Origin of the sequence: Amycolatopsis roodepoortensis (assembly GCF_024628825.1) — a bacterium.
In the GTDB taxonomy this organism is placed as follows: domain Bacteria; phylum Actinomycetota; class Actinomycetes; order Mycobacteriales; family Pseudonocardiaceae; genus Amycolatopsis; species Amycolatopsis roodepoortensis.
Genome location: NZ_CP102415.1, coordinates 1,862,335 through 1,878,747 on the forward strand (window position 1 = coordinate 1,862,335; position 16,413 = coordinate 1,878,747).

Consider the following 16,413-nt stretch of genomic DNA (forward strand, 5'->3'; position numbering starts at 1 on the left):
ACCCGCTTGACCTGGTGACAACTATGCGTAACCATTACTCTGAGTATTCGACTCTAGGAGTCCCCTGGATCGGTCACCTCGACCGGTTGGGGGTGAGGAAACGGAGAACCACCAGATGGGCGATTACGCCAAGGCGCTCGGGGCCAAGCTCCGCGGGATCCGCCAGCAGCAGGGCCTGTCCCTGCACGGGGTCGAGCAGAAGTCCGGAGGCCGCTGGAAGGCCGTCGTCGTCGGTTCGTACGAGCGCGGGGACCGCGCCGTCACCGTGCAGAAGCTCGCCGAGCTCGCCGACTTCTACGGCGTGCCGGTGGTCGAGCTGCTGCCGGAGGGCCGGGTGCCGTCGGGTGCCGAGCCCGCCACGAAGATCGTCATCAACCTGGAGCGTCTGCAGCAGCTCCCGGCGGAGAAGGTCGGGCCGCTCGCCCGCTACGCGGCCACCATCCAGAGCCAGCGCGGCGACTACAACGGCAAGGTGCTCTCGATCCGCACCGAGGACCTCCGTTCGCTGGCGATCATCTACGACATGACCCCCGGGGAGCTCACCGAGCAGCTGATCGACTGGGGTGTGCTGCCGCCCGAGGCTCGACCGTCCAAAGAGGACTAGAGATGGCGTCGTTTTCGGTCCGGGGGGACCGGAAACGCCAACCGGCACCACCGAGCACGAGAACGGGCCGTGCCCTCGGCAGAGGACACGGCCCGTTGTAGTACGTCTTCCTACAGGACCGCGCGGAGCCTGTCGGCGATCGTGCCGATCCGGCCGAGCACGCCGTTCACGAAGCGCGGCGAGTCGTCGGTCGACAGCTCCTTCGCCAGCCCGACGGCCTCGTCGATGGCGACCGGGTCCGGCACGTCTTCGGCCCACAGCAGCTCGTAGACGCCGACGCGGAGCACCGCCAGGTCCACCGGCGGCATCCGGTCCAGCGTCCAGCCCTGAGCGTGCTCGGAGAGCAGCTCGTCGATCTGGGTCTTGCGGCCGGTGACGCCCTCGACCAGCGAGATCGTGTAGTCCGCGATCGGGTCGACCTCGACCGAACCGACCCGGTCCGCCAGCAGCGTCACCGCGTCGGCACCGCGCTGGGCGGCTTCGTACATCATCTCGACCGCGCGCTTGCGGGCCTGACGACGGCTGATCGGCCCGCCGCGGTTCGGGGACTTGCCGGACTTGTCTGAACCGGCCATCAGCTGGAGACGCGGCCCAGGTAGCGGCCGTCACGGGTGTCGACCTTGATCTTCTCGCCCGTGGTGAGGAACAGCGGCACCTGGATCTCGGCGCCGGTCTCCAGGGTGGCGGGCTTGGTGCCACCGGTGGAGCGGTCGCCCTGCAGGCCGGGATCGGTGTGCTGGACGACGAGCTCGACCGAGGTGGGCAGCTCGATGTACAGCGGGACACCCTCGTGCACCGCGACCTGGACCTCGGTGTTCTCGAGGAGGTAGTTCGCGTTGTCGCCGACGGTCTCGGCCAGCACGGTGATCTGGTCGTAGGTCTCCGCGTCCATGAACACGAAGTCCTGACCCTCCTTGTACAGGTAGGTCATGTTGCGGCGGTCGACGGTGGCCGTATCGACCTTCGTGCCCGCGTTGAAGGTCTTGTCGACGACCTTGCCGGTCAGCACGTGCTTGAGCGTCGTGCGGACGAACGCGCCGCCCTTGCCCGGCTTGACGTGCTGGAACGCGGTGACGGTCCAGAGCTGGCCGTCGAGGTTGAGGACGAGCCCGTTCTTCAGGTCGTTGGTGGTGGCCACGAGTGTGCAGTCTCCTGTGTCGATCTTCCGGGCCGCCGTCAGACGACCACGAGTTCCTTGGTGCTCAGCGTGAGGAGTTCGGGCGTACCTTCCCGCACGACCAGCGTGTCCTCGATGCGCACGCCTCCGCGTCCGGGCAGATACACACCAGGTTCGACGGTGACGGCCATACCGGCGGACAGTGTACCGACGCCGGTCGCGGCCAGGCTGGGCGCCTCGTGCACCTGCAGCCCGACGCCGTGGCCGAGACCGTGGCCGAACTCCTCGCCGCGCCCCGCGCCGACGATCACGCCGCGGGCCGCCTTGTCCACTTCGGACACTTCGGCGCCGGGGAGGACGGCGTCACAGCCCGCCGCCTGCGCGCGCTGGACCAGCTCGTAGATCTCCTCCTGCCAGGCCGCCGGCTTGCCGAGGACGAACGTGCGGGTCATGTCGGAGTGGTAGCCGTCGACCGTGGCACCGAAGTCGATCTTGACGAAATCGCCGGTCGCGAGCACGGCCGGGGTGGGCCGGTGGTGCGGGATCGCGGAGTTGGCGCCCGCCGCGACGATCGTGTCGAACGAAGGGCCGGTCGAGCCGTGGCCGAGCATGCGGTTCTCGAGATCGCGGGCGACGTCCAGCTCGGTGCGGCCCGGCCGGAGCCCGCCGGCGGACACCAGGTCCTCCAGCGCCCGGTCGGCCGCCGCGCACGCCTGGCGCAGCGCCTCGATCTCCTGCTCGTCCTTGACCAGCCGCAGCTGCTCGACGAGCCCGGGCGTCCGGACCAGCTCGACGCGGTCGAAGCGGACCTTGAGGTCTTCGTGCTGCTCGACGCTGACGTGCTGGCTCTCGAACCCGGTCTTGCCGAACTTCTTCTCGGCCGCCAGGTCGGCGAGCTTCGCCGCGCTCGCGCGATCCAGCACTCGTTCGAGGTCGGGCACCTCCGTCGCCGACTGGACCGTGTAGCGCCCGTCGGTGCAGAAGATCGTCTTGTCGTCGCCGCTCCCGTGGACGAGGAGAGCGGCGTTGGACCCGGTGAAGCCGGTCAGGTACCTGATGTTGAGCAGGTCCGTGACCAGCAGCGCGTCCACCCCGGAGTCGGCCAGCAGGGAACGCAGCGCCGCGCGGCGGCGAGAGAAGTATTCACGCACGTGATGGAGTTTAGGGGGTGGACCGCTCCCAGTACGCGTTTCGCCTGCTGCCTGCGTTCACTGTGGCGTGCGGTCGCGTGAAGGCCCCCTTCACGCGGCTGAGCCGAGGGAAGGGGTCCTTCACGCGCATCCATCGTGGCTACTGGTGTACCTGGGGCGAATGTGGCGGTCCCCGATTCCGTGAAGGCCTCCTTCACTACTTCAGGGTAGGCAAGGAGGCCTTCACGGAGGGATGGCCGCCCACCACCGGTGGTGAGCCCACTGGTCGCTACTGGCGAGTTAAACTCACCCAATGGCACCGTGGCTGACTCGTGGACTCGTGATGGCGCTGCTGCACGGCGCGGCCGTCACCGTGCTGGCCAAGTACGAGGTCTTCAACCCCACCGACAAGACCCTCGTCACCGCCCTCACCCTCGCCGTCCTGGTCGGCGCGGCCGCGGGCTGGGGTGCCGTGGACGCCTGGCAGGGCAAACCCGAACGCGGCAAGAACTGGTTCATCGCGGCGCTGATCGCCGGCCCGGTGTCGGGCGTGCTGTACGTGATCGGCCGCGCGGTGTTCGTCGATCAGACCGGCGTCTCGGAACTCGGCGGCGCGCTCACCGGCGGCGCCGCCTTCTCTGCCCTGCTGGTGCTCATCCCGGCCGGGCTCGGCCTGTTCGTCGGCGGCCGCATCACCAAGGCCGATCAGCCCGCGAGCGAGAAACCTGCCGGGAAACCGTCCCAGGCCTGATCGGCGATCGTCTCGACGGCCGAGTCGTTCAGCACCGCCGTCCTGCCGTCCGGCAGCGCGAAGAGCTTGCCGTCGAGCACCACGCCGAACCCTCGGCCCGGTGCGTGCACCATCCTCGCCCCGGCGCTCAACCGCGCCGTCCGCGGGAGGTTGTCGACGGCCGTGAGCCGCTGGTTCAGCACCTCGCCCGCGAGCGCCGCCGCCACCGAGCGCCGGTCGACCCGCACCAGGGTGCCGCCGGCCACCAGGTCGATGGTCCGCTGCGGCGACGGCATCGCGACGCCTTCGAACGCGGTCCGGATCCGGGCGTCGTTCTCGCACGCCCCCGAACCGCGGACGTCGAGGCCGAAGTGCTTGAGGTCGGTGGGCGCCGCCGCCCCGCCGATGACCGTGGCGCGGACGACGTCGAACGGGACCCGGTCGCAGACGTCGCCCGAGGAGAGCGGCGCGTGCCCGTCGGGCCGCCGGACCAGGCCCGGGCCTTCCTTCCACGCGCCGGGGATGAGCGCTGGCCGGTACGGCTGCGCAGTGAAGTCCCTGTTCCAGAACGTGAGCGTGGTGCCCTTTTCGGTCTCGTGCGCGATCACGAAGGCGTCGAGCGAACCGACCCACATCAGGTCGGTGCTGAACGCGTCGACCAGCGAACGGGGGCGCGGCGAGGTCGTGCCGGGTTTGGCGACGAAGCCCTGCTCCCCCAGCGTTTCCACGTTCCGGGTGAACGCCGCGTCCCTGGCACGGAGCAGGAACTGCCCGGCGCCGTTCCATCCGGCGCCCTTCGCCGTGGTGTCGGTGAACAGCACGTAGAACCAGCCGTCGAGGTACACCGCCGAGGGCTGGCCCGCGCCGTAGACGTTGTCGCGGTGCACGTCGTGCGACGGCCCGATGATCGGCTTCCCGCCGGCCGCCCGCGTCCAGGTGAGGCCGTCGGAGCTGGTCGCGAGGCCGATCGAGTTGCCGAGCGCGTGGTCGCCCGCCGCGCCGGTGTAGTACATGTAGTAGGTCGAGCCGACCTTGATCACCGACGGATCGCAGGTGTGCATACCGTCGAAACCGCCGGGCGCGCCCGAGAACACCGCCGCCGGGCCACCACCGGACGGGCCGGTGAACGGACCGTCGAGCGAGGGCGACTGCGCGTAGAGGACGTCGTCACCGGGCGGCTGGGCGCTGCCGTACTGGCTGCACCACCACATCTTGAGTTTGCCGCCGTCCCGCATCACGGTCGGGCTGTAGTTGTAGACCGCGTCCTGATCGCCCGCGGCCACCACGCCGCCGCTGGCGCGGGGATCGCTCGTCACGAGCTCGACGTCCATCGGGCGCGGCTTTTCCTTGGGCGCCTGCTGGGCCCCGCCGATCCCGCCGCCCTTGCCGTCGGCCTGGGACTGCACCGTGCCGTCGCTGCACGCCGCGAGGACCGCGCCGGCCGCGAGAAGGGCCACGACGGCACGGGCGGGTCGCCGACCCCCTCGAAAAAGGCGCATGATGGCCGAGTGTAGCGAGGCTTAATCCGGTCGAGTGACCTCAGTACCCGGGAGAGCGACCAGTTCCACTTCGAAGCCGTCGGCGTTTTCGAGGTAGGCGGCGTAGTGATGGTCACCGCCCGCATACGGATATTTGTCCGCGAACATCGGCGACCAGCCGTGTTCGAGCGCCTTCGCGGCCAGTTCGTCCACCCGATCGCGTGACTCGACGTGCAAGGCGAGATGGTTCAGGCCCGGGGCGGTGCGCTCGTGCTTCTCCCCGCTGAGCGCGGGAGAACGCTCGACGACCAGATACGTCGCGCCGTGTTTCCAGCTGACCCCGGCGGGCCAGCGCTGGAACTCCCGCCAGCCGAGCTCGCCGAGCAGCCAGCCCCAGCTCTCCTCCGCGCGCCCGAGATCGGGCACCCACAGCTCGATGTGGTGCGCGCGGCCGTGGTCCGAAGGCAGCGCGACGAAGACCCGATGCGGCCCGCTGCCGTAGTGGTCACCACCACCGACGTCGAGAAAACCCAAGCGCCGCACCAGGTTCTGACTGGACACATTGGACTCGCCGACCAGCGCCCACACCGACGACAGGCCGAGACCGACAAGCCCGTGCTCCAGCAGGGCCTTCGCGGCCTCGGTCGCCAGGCCCTGCCCGCCGTGCGCGCGCGAAAGGTAATAGCCGATCTCCGGCACGTCGCCGGGCAGCTCCTGCGAGGGCCGCAGATGCGCGAGGCCGATCACCTCGCCGTCGCGTTCGATCGCCCAGTGCCCCATGCCCGCCGGGCCGTCGTAGGACAACCTGCGGCCGACCATCTCGCGGACCCGGTCCGGCTCGGTGAGCGGTACCGCGAAATGCGCGCTCATCGCCGGATCGGCGAAGAGCTTGACGATCGCGTCGGTGTCCGCCTCCGTCAGCGCGCGTAACCGCAGCCTCGCGGTCTCGAGCGTGGGAGGGTTGTTCATGCCGCGTTCGCGGCCATCCAGCGCAGGGCCAGCGGGTACCCGTCGACCCCGAGCCCGGCGATCACGGCGGTGGCGACATCCGACAGCACGCTGTGCTGCCGGAACTGCTCACGTTTGTGCACGTTGGAGATGTGCAGCTCGATCAGCGGCGCCTTGAGCTGGGCGGCGGCGTCGCGGACCGCGATCGAGTAGTGCGTCCAGGCGGCGGCGTTGAGCACCACCGGCCACCCCGCGTCGGCGGCCTCGTGCAGCCAGCCGACCATCTCGCCCTCGTGGTCGGTCTGCCGGACCTCGACGTCGATCCCCAGCTCCTTGCCGGTTTCGACGCAGGTGGACACCAGATCCGCGTGCGTGGCCGAACCGTAGATCCCGGGCTCACGCAGGCCGAGCCTGCCGAGGTTGGGGCCGTTGAGGACGAGCACCTTCACAGCAGCACGCTCCCACCGGGCTTGGGGGCTTCACCGGCCACCACCGAGTACGCGGCGGCGAGCAGCGACGGGTCCGGGCCCTCCAGCCTGCCGGGTTTCGCCAGTCCGTCGAGGACGACGAAGCGCAGCACGCCCGACCGGGTCTTCTTGTCGCCCTTCATCGTCTCCAGCAATTGCGGGAGCGCGTCAGGGTCGTAAGTGGTCGGCAGGCCCAGCAGCTTGAGCACCTTCGAGTGCCGCTCGGCGGTGGCGTCGTCGAGACGGCCGGCCAGGCGCGCGAGTTCGGCGGCGAACACCAGGCCGACGCTGACCGCCGCGCCGTGGCGCCACCGGTACCGCTCGCGGCGCTCGATGGCGTGGGCGAGTGTGTGGCCGTAGTTGAGGATCTCGCGCAGATCAGACTCGCGCAGATCCGCGGCGACGACGTCGGCCTTGACCTGGATCGAGCGGCGGACCAGTTCGCCGAGGACCTCGCCGGTGGTGTCCAGCGCCGCCGCGGGGTCCTGCTCGACGAGCTCGACGATGCGGGGGTCGGCGATGAAACCGGCCTTGACCACCTCGGCCATTCCGGCGACGAGTTCATTGGGGGGCAACGTTTCCAGCGTCGCGAGGTCGACGAGGACCGCGCTCGGCTCGTGGAAGACGCCGACCAGGTTCTTGCCGGCCTCGGTGTTGATGCCGGTCTTGCCGCCGAGGGAGGCGTCGACCATGCCCAGCAGCGTGGTGGGCACGTTGACCAGGCGGACGCCGCGCATCCAGGTGGCGGCGACGAACCCGGCGAGGTCGGTCACGGCGCCGCCGCCGAGCCCGACGACCACGCCCTGGCGGTCGAGACCGATGCGGCCGAGGACCTCCCAGCAGAAGCTGGCGACGGTGAGCGCCTTGCCGTCCTCGGCGTCGGGGATCTCGACGCGGTGCGCGTCGATCCCGGCCTCGGCCAGTTCGTCGCGGATGGCCTCGGCGGTGGTCGTCAGCGTCGGCGGGTGGATCAGCGCGACCTTGGAGGCGTCGGCGAGCTGCTCGGTGAGCTCGCCCAGCAGGCCGCGGCCGATGACGACGTCGTAGGGCTTGGCGGTGTTGACGGTGATGCGGACCGGCTCGGTCATCGTTCCCCTCACTTCGGCGGAAGCCGCTTGGCCCTCGCGACCTCGCAGGTGATCTTGCCCTTGACCGGGGTGTCCCCCGGGATCTCTTCGGTCACCGTCTGGCCGGGCGTCATCCGATTCTTCGCGAACAGCGCCTCACCGGAGGCCTTGCCGTCGGCGTCCTTGATCGCGATGGTGACGGCGTACCGCGCGTCTTCCGCGGTGCTGTTGGTGACCTCGATGGTGATCTTCGGGGTGTAGCTGTTGCTGTCGCATTTGGTGACCTTGACGTCGGCCGCCACATCCGCTTCCGGAGCGGCCGACGCGGGCGCGCCGGTGGTGGCCGCTCCGGTCTGGACGACGTCGGCTCCCGCTGGCTGCTTCTCCTCGCCGCACGCGGTCAAGGTCAGGGCCACGACGGCGAGCAGTACGCCGGCGATGGTGCGCTTCATGCTCGGTCCTTGCTGATCTCGGTCAGTCCGATGACGGCGGCCTCGACGACCTCGTCGGCGGTCAGGCGGTCGGTCTCGATCTCGAACGTGGCCACCTCGCGGTACACCGGCAGACGCGCGTCGAGGAGCGCCTTGTACGTGGCACGGGGGTTCACCCCGGCCAGCAGCGGGCGCGCGGTCGAGAGCCCGGCGCGCTGGACGCCCGCGGCCATCCCGACGTTCAGGAAGATCACGGTGTGCCCGGCCAGCCGTTCCCGGGTGCTCGGCGTGATCGGCGCTCCCCCGCCCAGCGAGAGGACGCCTTCGTGCTCGGCCAGGGCCTTCGCGACCATCTCCTCCTCCAGCGCGCGGAAGGCGGGCTCGCCCTCCTCGGCGAAGATGTCGGTGATGGGCTTGCCCGCGCTCGCGACGATGTCGTCGTCGCTGTCGCGGAACGCGAGACCGAGCCGGGCGGCGAGCGCCGGGCCGACCGTGCTCTTGCCCGAGCCCGGCGGCCCGATGATCACCGCGCGAGGAGTCACCAGCGCTCCTCGAGCGCCTTCAGGTAGGCCTCGGCGTTGCGCTTGCCCTCGGCCAGCGAGTCGCCGCCGAACTTCTCCAGCGCGGCGTCCGCGAGCACCAGCGCGACCACCGACTCCAGCACGACCCCGGCCCGGGGCACCGCGCAGACGTCGGAACGCTGGTGGATGGCGACCGCGGGTTCGCCGGTGGTGACATCCACAGTGGACAGTGCCTTGGGAACGGTCGAGATCGGCTTCATGGCGACGCGCACGCGCAGCGGCTCGCCGTTGGTGATGCCGCCTTCGAGGCCGCCCGCGCGGTTGGACCGGCGGGTCACCCCGACCGGACCGGTGCCGCGGTCGATCTCGTCGTGGGCCTGGCTGCCCCAGCGCTTGGCCGTGGTGAAGCCGTCGCCGACCTCCACACCCTTCATCGCCTGGACGCCCATGAGCGCGCCGGCGAGACGGGCGTCGAGCCTGCGGTCCCAGTGGACGTGCGAGCCGAGGCCCGGCGGCAGGCCGTAGGCGATCACCTCGATCACGCCGCCGACGGTGTCACCCGCCTTCCGCACGGCGTCGACCTCGGCGACCATCGCGTCGGTCCCCTCCTGGCCGAAGGCGCGGACCGGGCTCTCGTCGATGGCGGGCAGGTCCGAGGGCACCGGCAACGGGCCCTCGGGCGCCGACGCGCCGCCGATGGAGACGACGTGGCTGAGGATCTCGACCCCGAGCAGCTGCTTGAGGTACGCGCGGGCCACCGTGCCGAGCGCCGTGCGGGACGCCGTCTCGCGGGCGCTCGCGCGCTCCAGCACCGGACGGGCCTCCGGGAAGCCGTACTTCTGCATCCCGGGCAGATCCGCGTGGCCGGGCCGGGGACGCGTCAGCGGCTCGTTGCGCGCGAGGCCTTCCAGCTCCTCGGCGGGCACGGGATCGGCCGACATGACCTTCTCCCACTTGGGCCACTCGGCGTTCTCGATCTGGACCGCGACGGGGCCACCCTGGGTGAGCCCGTGCCGGACGCCGCCGGTGAACTCGATGTGGTCGGTCTCGAAGCCCATCCGGGGGCTGCGGCCGAAGCCGAGCCGCCGGCGCGCGAGCTGCTCGCCCACTTCGGCGGTGGTGACCTCGACCCCGGCGGGCATCCCTTCCAGGATGGCGGCGAGGGCGGGTCCGTGCGATTCCCCTGCGGTTATCCAGCGCAACACCTGATAGATCCTGTCACAACCTCCTCTCTCTCCGGGTACAGGCCGGGCTATCCCGGACCGGGTCCGGCGAAGACGGCGAGCGCCCACGCCGCGACCAGGAGCCCTGGCCCGTGCGGCACCGTCGGATGCCGGGGCCCGCCCACCGCGAGCGCCACGCTCAGTAGCGCCGCGGCGACGGCGCCGAGCACGACCGACGGCCAGCCCGTCGCGGCGAGGACCGCTCCCAGGCTGCCCGCCAGCTTCACGTCCCCGGCGCCGAGCGAACGCGGCGACAACGCGTGGACGAGTGCGTGCGCCCCGCCGAAGACCAGCGCACCGAGCACGGCCCGCCACGCGATGGCCGCTCCTCCCCCGTGCGCGGCGATCGCGAGGGCCGCGGCGAGTGCCGGGTACGCGGGCAAGGTCAAGATGTCGGGCAGGCGGCGATACTTCAGGTCGGCGAGCGCCAGCGGGACGGCGAAGACGGTCAGCACGGCCGGGACCGCGAGCCACCACGACGGCCAGGCTCCGGACTGGTGCCTGAGCCAGACCGCGACGAGCGCCGCCGCTGTGATGGCCGCCGCCCACGCCGTGACCGGCGCTCCCGCCCGGCGCAGGCAGGAGCGCGCGGCGAGCGCCGATCCGGCGCCCGCCACCGCGAAGGCGATCGGCGTGAACACAAGATCAAGAGTGCGCCGGTGGCGCTCGGTGCGGCAAGGATTTCTTTTCGTGACAGGGACTTTCATGGGTTTTCGGCAGGTCGGGCGGGGGTGCGGAAGTCGTGAATGGACCGTTCACGCACGGGCGGGCAGCGGTGGGGAGCCGACGGGAGCCGGGTGCACGGCGGCGGGCTGAAGGCGCCTTTTCACCGCGTCTCATCCAGCGAAGGGAGCTTTCACCGCGCGTCTCACGCGGCGAAGGGAGCTTTCGTCGCATGAGATGCGGGGAAAGGCCCTTCAACCCCCGCGGGAGGCTGCGCCTTAAGGATCAAGGCTTCCCTTGAGGGGTAAGGCAAAGATGGCACGTTGCGAAAGCCACTTTCGCAACGTTGAAGGTTGCGAAAGTGGCTTTCGCAACGTCCACGCAGGCGGGAAGGTCGCGAAGGAGGCCTTCGCTACGCCACCGATATGGCTTCGGTGAGTCCCAAGCGCCCAGGCACGTCGCGAAAGCCACTTTCGGGACGTCTGACGTCCCGAAAGTGGCTTTCGCGACACCAGACATCGCGCCCGAAACTCACCCCAATCCGCACCGCGTCCGGCACCGAAGACCTGTCATGACACCGGGATCAGGGGTTCATCCGCAGCAGCGGGAGACCCGAGGGCGTGCGGATCTCCAGCGCCTTGATGTCCCCGGTGCGCATCGCGGTACCGACCACGATGTGCGCGGTGTCCTTCGGCATCGCGCGCCAGGACGCCAGCTCGCTGGTGCCGCCGTCGGCGCCGACGGCGACCAGGATGTAGTCCCCGGCACGGTTGCCGCCGTAACTGCAGGTCATGTCGACCTTCGTGCCGGTCTCCGTGGCCGACATGGCGACTTCGGCGGTCACCGGGTAGTCGCCGAGCGGGGTCATCGGGTCGCCCGCCGCAGCGACCGGCCCGGTCAGGACGACCGCGAGCGCCACGCAGGCGGCGACGGCCGCCCCGGCCGTGGTGGTGGTGATCGCCCGCTGGATCCGCCTTCCCCGGCGGACCCGTTTGAGCACGGTCGGCAACAGTTCCGGCGAGGGCTCCTCCTGCAGCGCCGGGGCACCGGCCTGGGCGAGCAGTCCGGGGATCCCGGCCAGGTCACGCACGGATTCCGCGCACCGATCACAGACGCGCAAGTGCTTCTCGTAGGCGGACCGGTCTTCCGGGGACAACGCCCCGAGCACGTAGGCCGCGTCGTAGGTGGCGAAGGGGTCGGTCATTGAGTCACCCCTCTTTCCTCCAATATCAGTCGCAGCGCCCGCAACGCGTAGTGCGTCCGCGACTTGATCGTCCCTTCGGCCACACCCAGCCGTTTCGCGGCGTCGGCGACGGAGTAACCCTGGAAATAGCACAGGACGAGGACGTCCCGATGTCTCGGCGACAGCTCGCCGAGGGCTTCGGCGACCAGCCAGCCCTGGACGGCCCGTTCGGTGCCGTCGGTGACCGCCGTTTCGGGCGGCTGGCCGGTCACCACCTCGGGGTGGGCCTCGGAGGCGCGCCAGTCGTCGATGGCGATCCGTCTCGCCACGGTGAACAGCCAGCCCCGCGCCGACCCTTCGGACTGGTCCAGCACCTTGGCGTTGCGCCAGGCACGCAGCAGCGTCTCCTGGACGACGTCCTCCGCGCGGACCCGGTCGCCGCTGGTGAGGTGCAGCGCGTAGGACCAGAGTGCCGCCGCGTGCTCGTCGTGCAAAGCCCGCATCAGCCGGTCCTCCGCGAATTCCTTCACCGATCCGTGCTTTCCCGGTTCAGGAGCAGCGGGAGCGCGAACACCACGCAAGCCACTTCGGTGATCAGGCCCCACAGCTCGGCCTGGGTCGTGAAGCGCTCCGTGACGCCGAAGAACCCTGTGGTCAGCGAGAGCACGTACGCGCCCAGCGTCGCCAAGCCGAAGCCGATCGCCGCGAGCGCGGGCAGCCAGTGGTGCCAGACCAGGACGGCGACCGCGATGACCACGCCCGCCACCACGTTCACCAGGAAGAGCGGGCCGACCACGTCCGTTTCCGACGCCCAGTCCTGCCATACGACGTAATGCACCCATGCCGAGCCGAGCAGGCCCGCCGCCACCACCGCCCGCAACAACCACCGGATCATGTCCGTATCTCTTTCCGCGTGTTCGGTTCCCCTATGCCCTTGAACACGGAAAAAGCGGCCTCTCGGTTCAATCCGGCACCCGATGGGCGCCGAAATTGAACCGGATGGCCGCCTGGACCGTGTGTATGGGCATGACTGCCGAACTCCACTCCCGCCGCACAGTCCTGACCACCGGGGCCGCCGTCGCCGGCGCGGCCGTCGGGGCCGTGGCCCTCACGGCCTGCGGAAGCGACAGCAACACTCCCCCCGGCTCGACCGCCGCTCCGCCCGCCGCCGCGCCGGGCGAGACCCTGACCGCGCTCTCCGACATCGAGGTCGGGAAGTCGAAGGCCGCCAAGACCGCCGACGGCAAGGACGTCATCGTCACCAGGACCGCCGAAGGCACGGCGGCCGCGTTCAGCGCGATCTGCACGCACCAGGGGTGCGCGGTCGTGCCCGAGGGCGCGGAGCTGAAATGTCCCTGCCACAACTCGATCTTCGACGCCGCGACCGGCGCGGTCAAAAAGGGACCGGCGGACCAGCCGCTGCCCTCGATCGCGGTCAAGGTCACGAACGGACAGGTCGTCACGGCCTGAGAAACGCGGAAAGGGTCCCTTCAGGACAGTAATTACTGTCCTGAAGGGACCCTTTCGGCAAAGCTTTCAGCTGTCCCAGGTGAAAATCGGGTCGCCCGCCTCGACGTCTCCGCCGCTGAGCAGTCCGGAAAGGACTTCCGCCTTCGCGTCGAGCGCCACCACGGGCACGATCGGCGAGTAGCCCGCGGCCTTGACCGCGTCGGGGTCCCAGCCGACCACCGGCTGCCCGGCACGGACGGCCTCGCCCTTGACGACGTGGAGGGTGAACCCCTCGCCCTTCTGCTTCACCGTGTCGATCCCCAGGTGGACCAGCACACCGCGACCGTCCTCGGTGGCCACCACGAACGCGTGCGGGTGCAGGGTCACGACCGTCCCGTCCACCGGGGCGACCGCGTCCTGGCGTCCGCCCGAGGGCAGGACCGCGATGCCGGGGCCGACCATCGCCTGCGCGAAGACCGGGTCGGGCACTTCGGTCATGGCGGTCGTCTTACCGCTCACCGGGCTGAGGATTTCGAGACTCACAGCAGATCCTCGATCTCACTGGCGATGTTGTCGGCCTCGGGGCCCACGATGACCTGGACACCGGCCCCCATGCGCACGACGCCCATCGCGCCGGCGGCCTTCAGCGCCGCCTCGTCGAGCAGGCTCATGTCTTCGAGCTCACAGCGGAGCCGGGTGATGCACCCCTCGACCTCGATGACGTTCTCGGCACCGCCGAGCCCCGCGAGGATCTTTTCCGCCCTGTCATCCGCCATCGCGGTCTCCCTGTTCCCTGTCGGTTTCCCACATGCGAACCAGCTGTACTACGCCGTTCGCCGACTCGCACGTGATCCCTGGCCACGAACGCGTAACGGTGGTTGACACCCGCTCGTGCGACGGAGCATCCTGCCCCATCGGATCATTGGTCTAGACCGGAACGTACCAATCTTCCGGACCAGATGCGAGTACGGGTTCCCCAACCGACCGGCCCGAAAGGACGGTGACCGTCATGAGCGCTTCGGCGCAGCTGCCGCCGTCCGACCGTGTGATCAACGGACCGACGCCCAAGCACGCCCAGCTGCGGGAGATTCTGCGCCGCACGGTGGAGCGTGAGCTACCCCCCGGCTCGCCGATCCCCTCGGAACGTGACCTCGCCGAGACCTACCAGGTGTCGAGGCTCACGGTCCGCTCGGCGATCGGCAAGCTGGTCGAAGAAGGGCTCTTGTCACGCGTGCGCGGCAAGGGGACGTTCACCGCCGCGAGGCGGATGGAACTGCAGCTCTACCTGATGTCCTTCACCGAGGACATGCGCCGTCGCGGGATGACCCCGACCACGGAGGTCGTCAAGACCTCCACCGAGGTCCCTCCCGCTCCCTCGGCGCATGCGCTCGGCCTGGCCGCGGGGACCCCGGCGCACCGCATCGTCCGGCTTCGCCGGGCCGACGGGGTGCCGCTTGCGGTCGAACGCGGCTGGTATCACGCGGGCCGGATGCCCGGTCTGCTCGACCTCGATCTCACCCGATCGTTGTACGTCCAACTCGCCCAGTCGTACGACCTGCGCCCGGACCACGCGTGGCAGACGGTCTGGGCCGAATCCGCGGACCGCGAAACGGCACGCCTGCTCGGCATGCGCGCCGGCAGTCCGCTCCTTGTCTTCCGCCGGGTCTCCAGCGTCAACGGGGAACCGATCGAAGACATGACTTCCTGGTACCGGGGCGATCACTACCAGGTCACCATGCAGCTGGACCGGAACACCCCGGATTCCGGTCATCATCCTCACTACGGAGGTACCCGATGAGCTCCACCACCGCGGAGGGGGCGAAGGGCAAGGGCAAGGGACTGGCCGGGCTTCAGCGCTTCGGCCGCAGCCTCATGCTCCCCATCGCCGCCCTGCCCGCCGCCGCGCTCCTGAACAGGTTCGGTCAGCCCGACCTGCTCGGCAAGGACGGCCTCGGCTGGGACAAGGTCGCCGAAGTCCTCGGCGCGGCAGGCAACTCGCTGTTCAACTGGCTGCCGCTCCTGTTCGCGGTGGGTATCGCCGTCGGCTTCGCCCGCAAGAGCGACGGCGCGACCGCGCTGGCCGCCGTGGTCGGCTTCTTCGTGTTCACCAGCGTCCTCCAGGTGTTCACGCCGTTCTCCGAGCTGCCGGGCTGGAACCCCGAGAAGCCCGCCGGCCTGATGCTCAACCCGATGAAGTGGTCCTACAGTGTGCTGGCCGGTGTGATCGTCGGCCTCGTCACCGCCTTGCTGTGGCAGAAGTTCTACCGCATCAAGCTGCCGCCGTACCTGGCCTTCTTCGGTGGCCGCCGGTTCGTGCCGATCATCACCGCCGTGACGCTGATGCTCCTCGCGGTGCCCTTCGGCCTGGTCTTCCACTGGGTCAACGAAGGCATCCAGGCCGCGGGCGAGGCGGTCACCGGCGCCCCGGTCGTCGGTGGCGGTATCTACGGTGTGCTGAACCGCCTGCTGATCCCGGTCGGTCTGCACCAGCTGCTGAACGTGCCGGTGTGGTTCATCTTCGACGGCGGCGACCTGACCGAGTTCTTCAACGGCGACCCCACCCGCGGCGCCTTCATGACCGGGTTCTTCCCGATCTTCATGTTCGCCATCCCCGCCGCGGCGCTGGCGATCTGGCAGAGCGCGAAGCCCAGCCAGAAGAAGATCGTTGGCGGCGTGATGATCGCCGGCGCGCTGACCTCGTTCCTGACCGGTATCACCGAGCCCATCGAGTTCTCGTTCATGTTCGTCGCGTGGCCGCTGTACCTGATCCACGCGGTACTGACCGGTACGTCGATGGCACTGGTGAACGCGCTCGACATCCACCTCGGGTTCGGCTTCTCCGCCGGTGCGATCGACTTCGCGCTCAACAGCGGTCTCCCGGCGGCGAGCGGCAACGTCTGGCTGCTCATCCCGATCGGTCTCGCCTACGCGGTCATCTACTACGTGATCTTCCGTTTCGTGATCAAGAAGTGGAACCTGCGGACCCCGGGTCGCGAGGACGACGCGATCGAGGCCGATCTCGAAGCCACCGCGGCGAAGCCCGTCAAGTAGTTTCAGCTCAGCAGAACCGAAGGCACGAAAGGGAAAAGAACATGCCGGAGAAACGCGTCACCGTGGCCAGCAAGGTGGGCCTGCACGCCAGGCCCGCGGCGACGGTCGCCAAGGCGGCCGCGGCGCAGCCCGTCGCGGTGCACATCGCCAAGGCGGGCGGTGACCCGGTCGCGGCCGGCAGCGTGCTGAACCTGATGACGCTCGCCGCCGGTTTCGGCGACGAGGTCATCATCAGTGCCGAGGGCGAGGGGGCCGAGGCGGCCGTCGACGCCATCGCCGAGCTGGTGGCGACCGACCTCGACGCCTGATCCCGACCTCCGCCGTCCGTGGTGAACCCGCGACCGCGATCGA

Annotated in this window: 22 protein-coding genes; 6 read left to right on the forward strand and 16 right to left on the reverse strand. The window is 69.8% G+C overall.

The features are described 5' to 3' along the window. The first annotated feature begins 115 nt into the window (after window positions 1-115). Window positions 116-604, forward strand: a complete 489-nt coding sequence (gene bldD / locus NQK81_RS08425) for a transcriptional regulator BldD (RefSeq protein WP_003096372.1) — start codon at window positions 116-118, stop codon at window positions 602-604. A gap of 110 nt (window positions 605-714) precedes the next feature. Here bldD and nusB read toward each other — a convergent pair whose 3' ends face one another. Genes nusB through NQK81_RS08440 form a run of 3 tightly spaced genes read right to left on the reverse strand, consistent with a single transcriptional unit; the run spans window position 715 to window position 2,872 of the window. After that, window positions 715-1,179 (reverse strand): transcription antitermination factor NusB, encoded by a 465-nt coding sequence (gene nusB, locus NQK81_RS08430; protein WP_005152382.1) that lies wholly within the window; start codon window positions 1,177-1,179, stop codon window positions 715-717. After that, window positions 1,179-1,742 (reverse strand): elongation factor P, encoded by a 564-nt coding sequence (efp, locus tag NQK81_RS08435; protein WP_007029629.1) that lies wholly within the window; start codon window positions 1,740-1,742, stop codon window positions 1,179-1,181. The genes nusB and efp overlap by 1 nt, the downstream gene beginning before the upstream one ends. Window positions 1,743-1,780: 38 nt before the next feature. After that, the gene (locus tag NQK81_RS08440) at window positions 1,781-2,872 is read right to left on the reverse strand and encodes a M24 family metallopeptidase (RefSeq protein ID WP_126731716.1); all 1,092 of its coding nucleotides are present in this window, start codon (window positions 2,870-2,872) and stop codon (window positions 1,781-1,783) included. A 292-nt stretch (window positions 2,873-3,164) separates the two neighbouring features. Between NQK81_RS08440 and NQK81_RS08445 the strand changes: the two genes are divergently transcribed. After that, a complete protein-coding gene (locus NQK81_RS08445) occupies window positions 3,165-3,602 on the forward strand; it encodes a B-4DMT family transporter (RefSeq protein ID WP_257487750.1) in 438 nt (145 codons plus the stop codon). Here the strand turns inward: NQK81_RS08445 and NQK81_RS08450 are convergent. The 11 genes from NQK81_RS08450 to NQK81_RS08500 all read right to left on the reverse strand — a co-directional run bounded on the left by NQK81_RS08450 (window position 3,557) and on the right by NQK81_RS08500 (window position 12,457). Continuing rightward, window positions 3,557-5,080 carry a glycoside hydrolase family protein gene (locus tag NQK81_RS08450; RefSeq protein WP_257487751.1) on the reverse strand — a complete coding sequence of 508 codons (1,524 nt, stop codon included), beginning with the start codon at window positions 5,078-5,080 and terminating at the stop codon, window positions 3,557-3,559. The genes NQK81_RS08445 and NQK81_RS08450 overlap by 46 nt on opposite strands. 21 nt (window positions 5,081-5,101) lie before the next feature. Next, the gene (locus NQK81_RS08455) at window positions 5,102-6,028 is read right to left on the reverse strand and encodes a GNAT family N-acetyltransferase (protein ID WP_257487752.1); all 927 of its coding nucleotides are present in this window, start codon (window positions 6,026-6,028) and stop codon (window positions 5,102-5,104) included. Next, entirely contained in the window at window positions 6,025-6,456 is a 432-nt protein-coding gene (aroQ, locus tag NQK81_RS08460) for a type II 3-dehydroquinate dehydratase (RefSeq protein ID WP_257487753.1), read from the reverse strand. The genes NQK81_RS08455 and aroQ overlap by 4 nt, the downstream gene beginning before the upstream one ends. Beyond that, window positions 6,453-7,562, reverse strand: coding sequence for a 3-dehydroquinate synthase (aroB, locus tag NQK81_RS08465; RefSeq protein ID WP_034311646.1), 1,110 nt, complete (start codon window positions 7,560-7,562; stop codon window positions 6,453-6,455). Before aroB ends, aroQ begins: the two co-directional genes overlap by 4 nt. Before the next feature lie 8 nt (window positions 7,563-7,570). Next, complete coding sequence (locus tag NQK81_RS08470) at window positions 7,571-7,993, reverse strand: hypothetical protein (protein ID WP_257487754.1); 423 nt, start codon at window positions 7,991-7,993, stop codon at window positions 7,571-7,573. After that, on the reverse strand, window positions 7,990-8,514 hold the full coding sequence (locus tag NQK81_RS08475) for a shikimate kinase (protein WP_257487755.1): 525 nt from the start codon (window positions 8,512-8,514) through the stop codon (window positions 7,990-7,992). Before NQK81_RS08475 ends, NQK81_RS08470 begins: the two co-directional genes overlap by 4 nt. Next, the gene (gene aroC, locus NQK81_RS08480; protein ID WP_125675055.1) at window positions 8,511-9,698 is read right to left on the reverse strand and encodes a chorismate synthase; all 1,188 of its coding nucleotides are present in this window, start codon (window positions 9,696-9,698) and stop codon (window positions 8,511-8,513) included. The genes NQK81_RS08475 and aroC overlap by 4 nt, the downstream gene beginning before the upstream one ends. Window positions 9,699-9,745: 47 nt before the next feature. Next, window positions 9,746-10,357: a prepilin peptidase gene (locus tag NQK81_RS08485; protein ID WP_257487756.1), complete on the reverse strand. Its 612-nt coding sequence runs from the start codon at window positions 10,355-10,357 to the stop codon at window positions 9,746-9,748. A gap of 605 nt (window positions 10,358-10,962) precedes the next feature. Then, window positions 10,963-11,583, reverse strand: coding sequence for an anti-sigma factor family protein (locus tag NQK81_RS08490; protein WP_257487757.1), 621 nt, complete (start codon window positions 11,581-11,583; stop codon window positions 10,963-10,965). After that, a complete protein-coding gene (locus NQK81_RS08495; RefSeq protein ID WP_125675061.1) occupies window positions 11,580-12,092 on the reverse strand; it encodes a sigma-70 family RNA polymerase sigma factor in 513 nt (170 codons plus the stop codon). Before NQK81_RS08495 ends, NQK81_RS08490 begins: the two co-directional genes overlap by 4 nt. Continuing rightward, window positions 12,089-12,457 (reverse strand): hypothetical protein, encoded by a 369-nt coding sequence (locus tag NQK81_RS08500; RefSeq protein WP_192745280.1) that lies wholly within the window; start codon window positions 12,455-12,457, stop codon window positions 12,089-12,091. Before NQK81_RS08500 ends, NQK81_RS08495 begins: the two co-directional genes overlap by 4 nt. A gap of 131 nt (window positions 12,458-12,588) precedes the next feature. Here NQK81_RS08500 and NQK81_RS08505 point away from each other — a divergent pair, with 131 nt between their 5' ends. Next, entirely contained in the window at window positions 12,589-13,032 is a 444-nt protein-coding gene (locus NQK81_RS08505; protein WP_126731698.1) for a QcrA and Rieske domain-containing protein, read from the forward strand. A gap of 66 nt (window positions 13,033-13,098) precedes the next feature. On the opposite strand, the gene NQK81_RS08510 is transcribed toward NQK81_RS08505, so the two are convergent. Continuing rightward, window positions 13,099-13,554: a PTS sugar transporter subunit IIA gene (locus NQK81_RS08510; protein WP_126731696.1), complete on the reverse strand. Its 456-nt coding sequence runs from the start codon at window positions 13,552-13,554 to the stop codon at window positions 13,099-13,101. Then, the gene (locus tag NQK81_RS08515) at window positions 13,551-13,787 is read right to left on the reverse strand and encodes a PTS sugar transporter subunit IIB (protein WP_038515619.1); all 237 of its coding nucleotides are present in this window, start codon (window positions 13,785-13,787) and stop codon (window positions 13,551-13,553) included. The genes NQK81_RS08510 and NQK81_RS08515 overlap by 4 nt, the downstream gene beginning before the upstream one ends. Window positions 13,788-14,020: 233 nt before the next feature. Between NQK81_RS08515 and NQK81_RS08520 the strand changes: the two genes are divergently transcribed. Genes NQK81_RS08520 through NQK81_RS08530 form a run of 3 tightly spaced genes read left to right on the forward strand, consistent with a single transcriptional unit; the run spans window position 14,021 to window position 16,370 of the window. Further along, on the forward strand, window positions 14,021-14,809 hold the full coding sequence (locus NQK81_RS08520) for a GntR family transcriptional regulator (RefSeq protein ID WP_034318372.1): 789 nt from the start codon (window positions 14,021-14,023) through the stop codon (window positions 14,807-14,809). After that, window positions 14,806-16,062, forward strand: coding sequence for a PTS transporter subunit EIIC (locus tag NQK81_RS08525; RefSeq protein ID WP_257487758.1), 1,257 nt, complete (start codon window positions 14,806-14,808; stop codon window positions 16,060-16,062). The genes NQK81_RS08520 and NQK81_RS08525 overlap by 4 nt, the downstream gene beginning before the upstream one ends. 41 nt (window positions 16,063-16,103) lie before the next feature. After that, window positions 16,104-16,370 (forward strand): HPr family phosphocarrier protein, encoded by a 267-nt coding sequence (locus NQK81_RS08530; protein WP_034318300.1) that lies wholly within the window; start codon window positions 16,104-16,106, stop codon window positions 16,368-16,370. Window positions 16,371-16,413 lie beyond the last annotated feature (43 nt).

Excerpts from the sequence above, each read along its gene's own strand:
- bldD (WP_003096372.1), top strand. The coding sequence starts at position 116 with ATGGGCGATTACGCCAAGGCGCTCGGGGCCAAGCTCCGCGGGATCCGC.
- nusB (WP_005152382.1), bottom strand. The coding sequence starts at position 1,179 with ATGGCCGGTTCAGACAAGTCCGGCAAGTCCCCGAACCGCGGCGGGCCG.
- NQK81_RS08445 (WP_257487750.1), top strand. The coding sequence starts at position 3,165 with ATGGCACCGTGGCTGACTCGTGGACTCGTGATGGCGCTGCTGCACGGC.
- NQK81_RS08450 (WP_257487751.1), bottom strand. The coding sequence starts at position 5,080 with ATGCGCCTTTTTCGAGGGGGTCGGCGACCCGCCCGTGCCGTCGTGGCC.
- NQK81_RS08455 (WP_257487752.1), bottom strand. The coding sequence starts at position 6,028 with ATGAACAACCCTCCCACGCTCGAGACCGCGAGGCTGCGGTTACGCGCG.
- aroB (WP_034311646.1), bottom strand. The coding sequence starts at position 7,562 with ATGACCGAGCCGGTCCGCATCACCGTCAACACCGCCAAGCCCTACGAC.
- NQK81_RS08470 (WP_257487754.1), bottom strand. The coding sequence starts at position 7,993 with ATGAAGCGCACCATCGCCGGCGTACTGCTCGCCGTCGTGGCCCTGACC.
- NQK81_RS08490 (WP_257487757.1), bottom strand. The coding sequence starts at position 11,583 with ATGACCGACCCCTTCGCCACCTACGACGCGGCCTACGTGCTCGGGGCG.
- NQK81_RS08500 (WP_192745280.1), bottom strand. The coding sequence starts at position 12,457 with ATGATCCGGTGGTTGTTGCGGGCGGTGGTGGCGGCGGGCCTGCTCGGC.
- NQK81_RS08505 (WP_126731698.1), top strand. The coding sequence starts at position 12,589 with ATGACTGCCGAACTCCACTCCCGCCGCACAGTCCTGACCACCGGGGCC.
- NQK81_RS08515 (WP_038515619.1), bottom strand. The coding sequence starts at position 13,787 with ATGGCGGATGACAGGGCGGAAAAGATCCTCGCGGGGCTCGGCGGTGCC.
- NQK81_RS08520 (WP_034318372.1), top strand. The coding sequence starts at position 14,021 with ATGAGCGCTTCGGCGCAGCTGCCGCCGTCCGACCGTGTGATCAACGGA.
- NQK81_RS08525 (WP_257487758.1), top strand. The coding sequence starts at position 14,806 with ATGAGCTCCACCACCGCGGAGGGGGCGAAGGGCAAGGGCAAGGGACTG.
- NQK81_RS08530 (WP_034318300.1), top strand. The coding sequence starts at position 16,104 with ATGCCGGAGAAACGCGTCACCGTGGCCAGCAAGGTGGGCCTGCACGCC.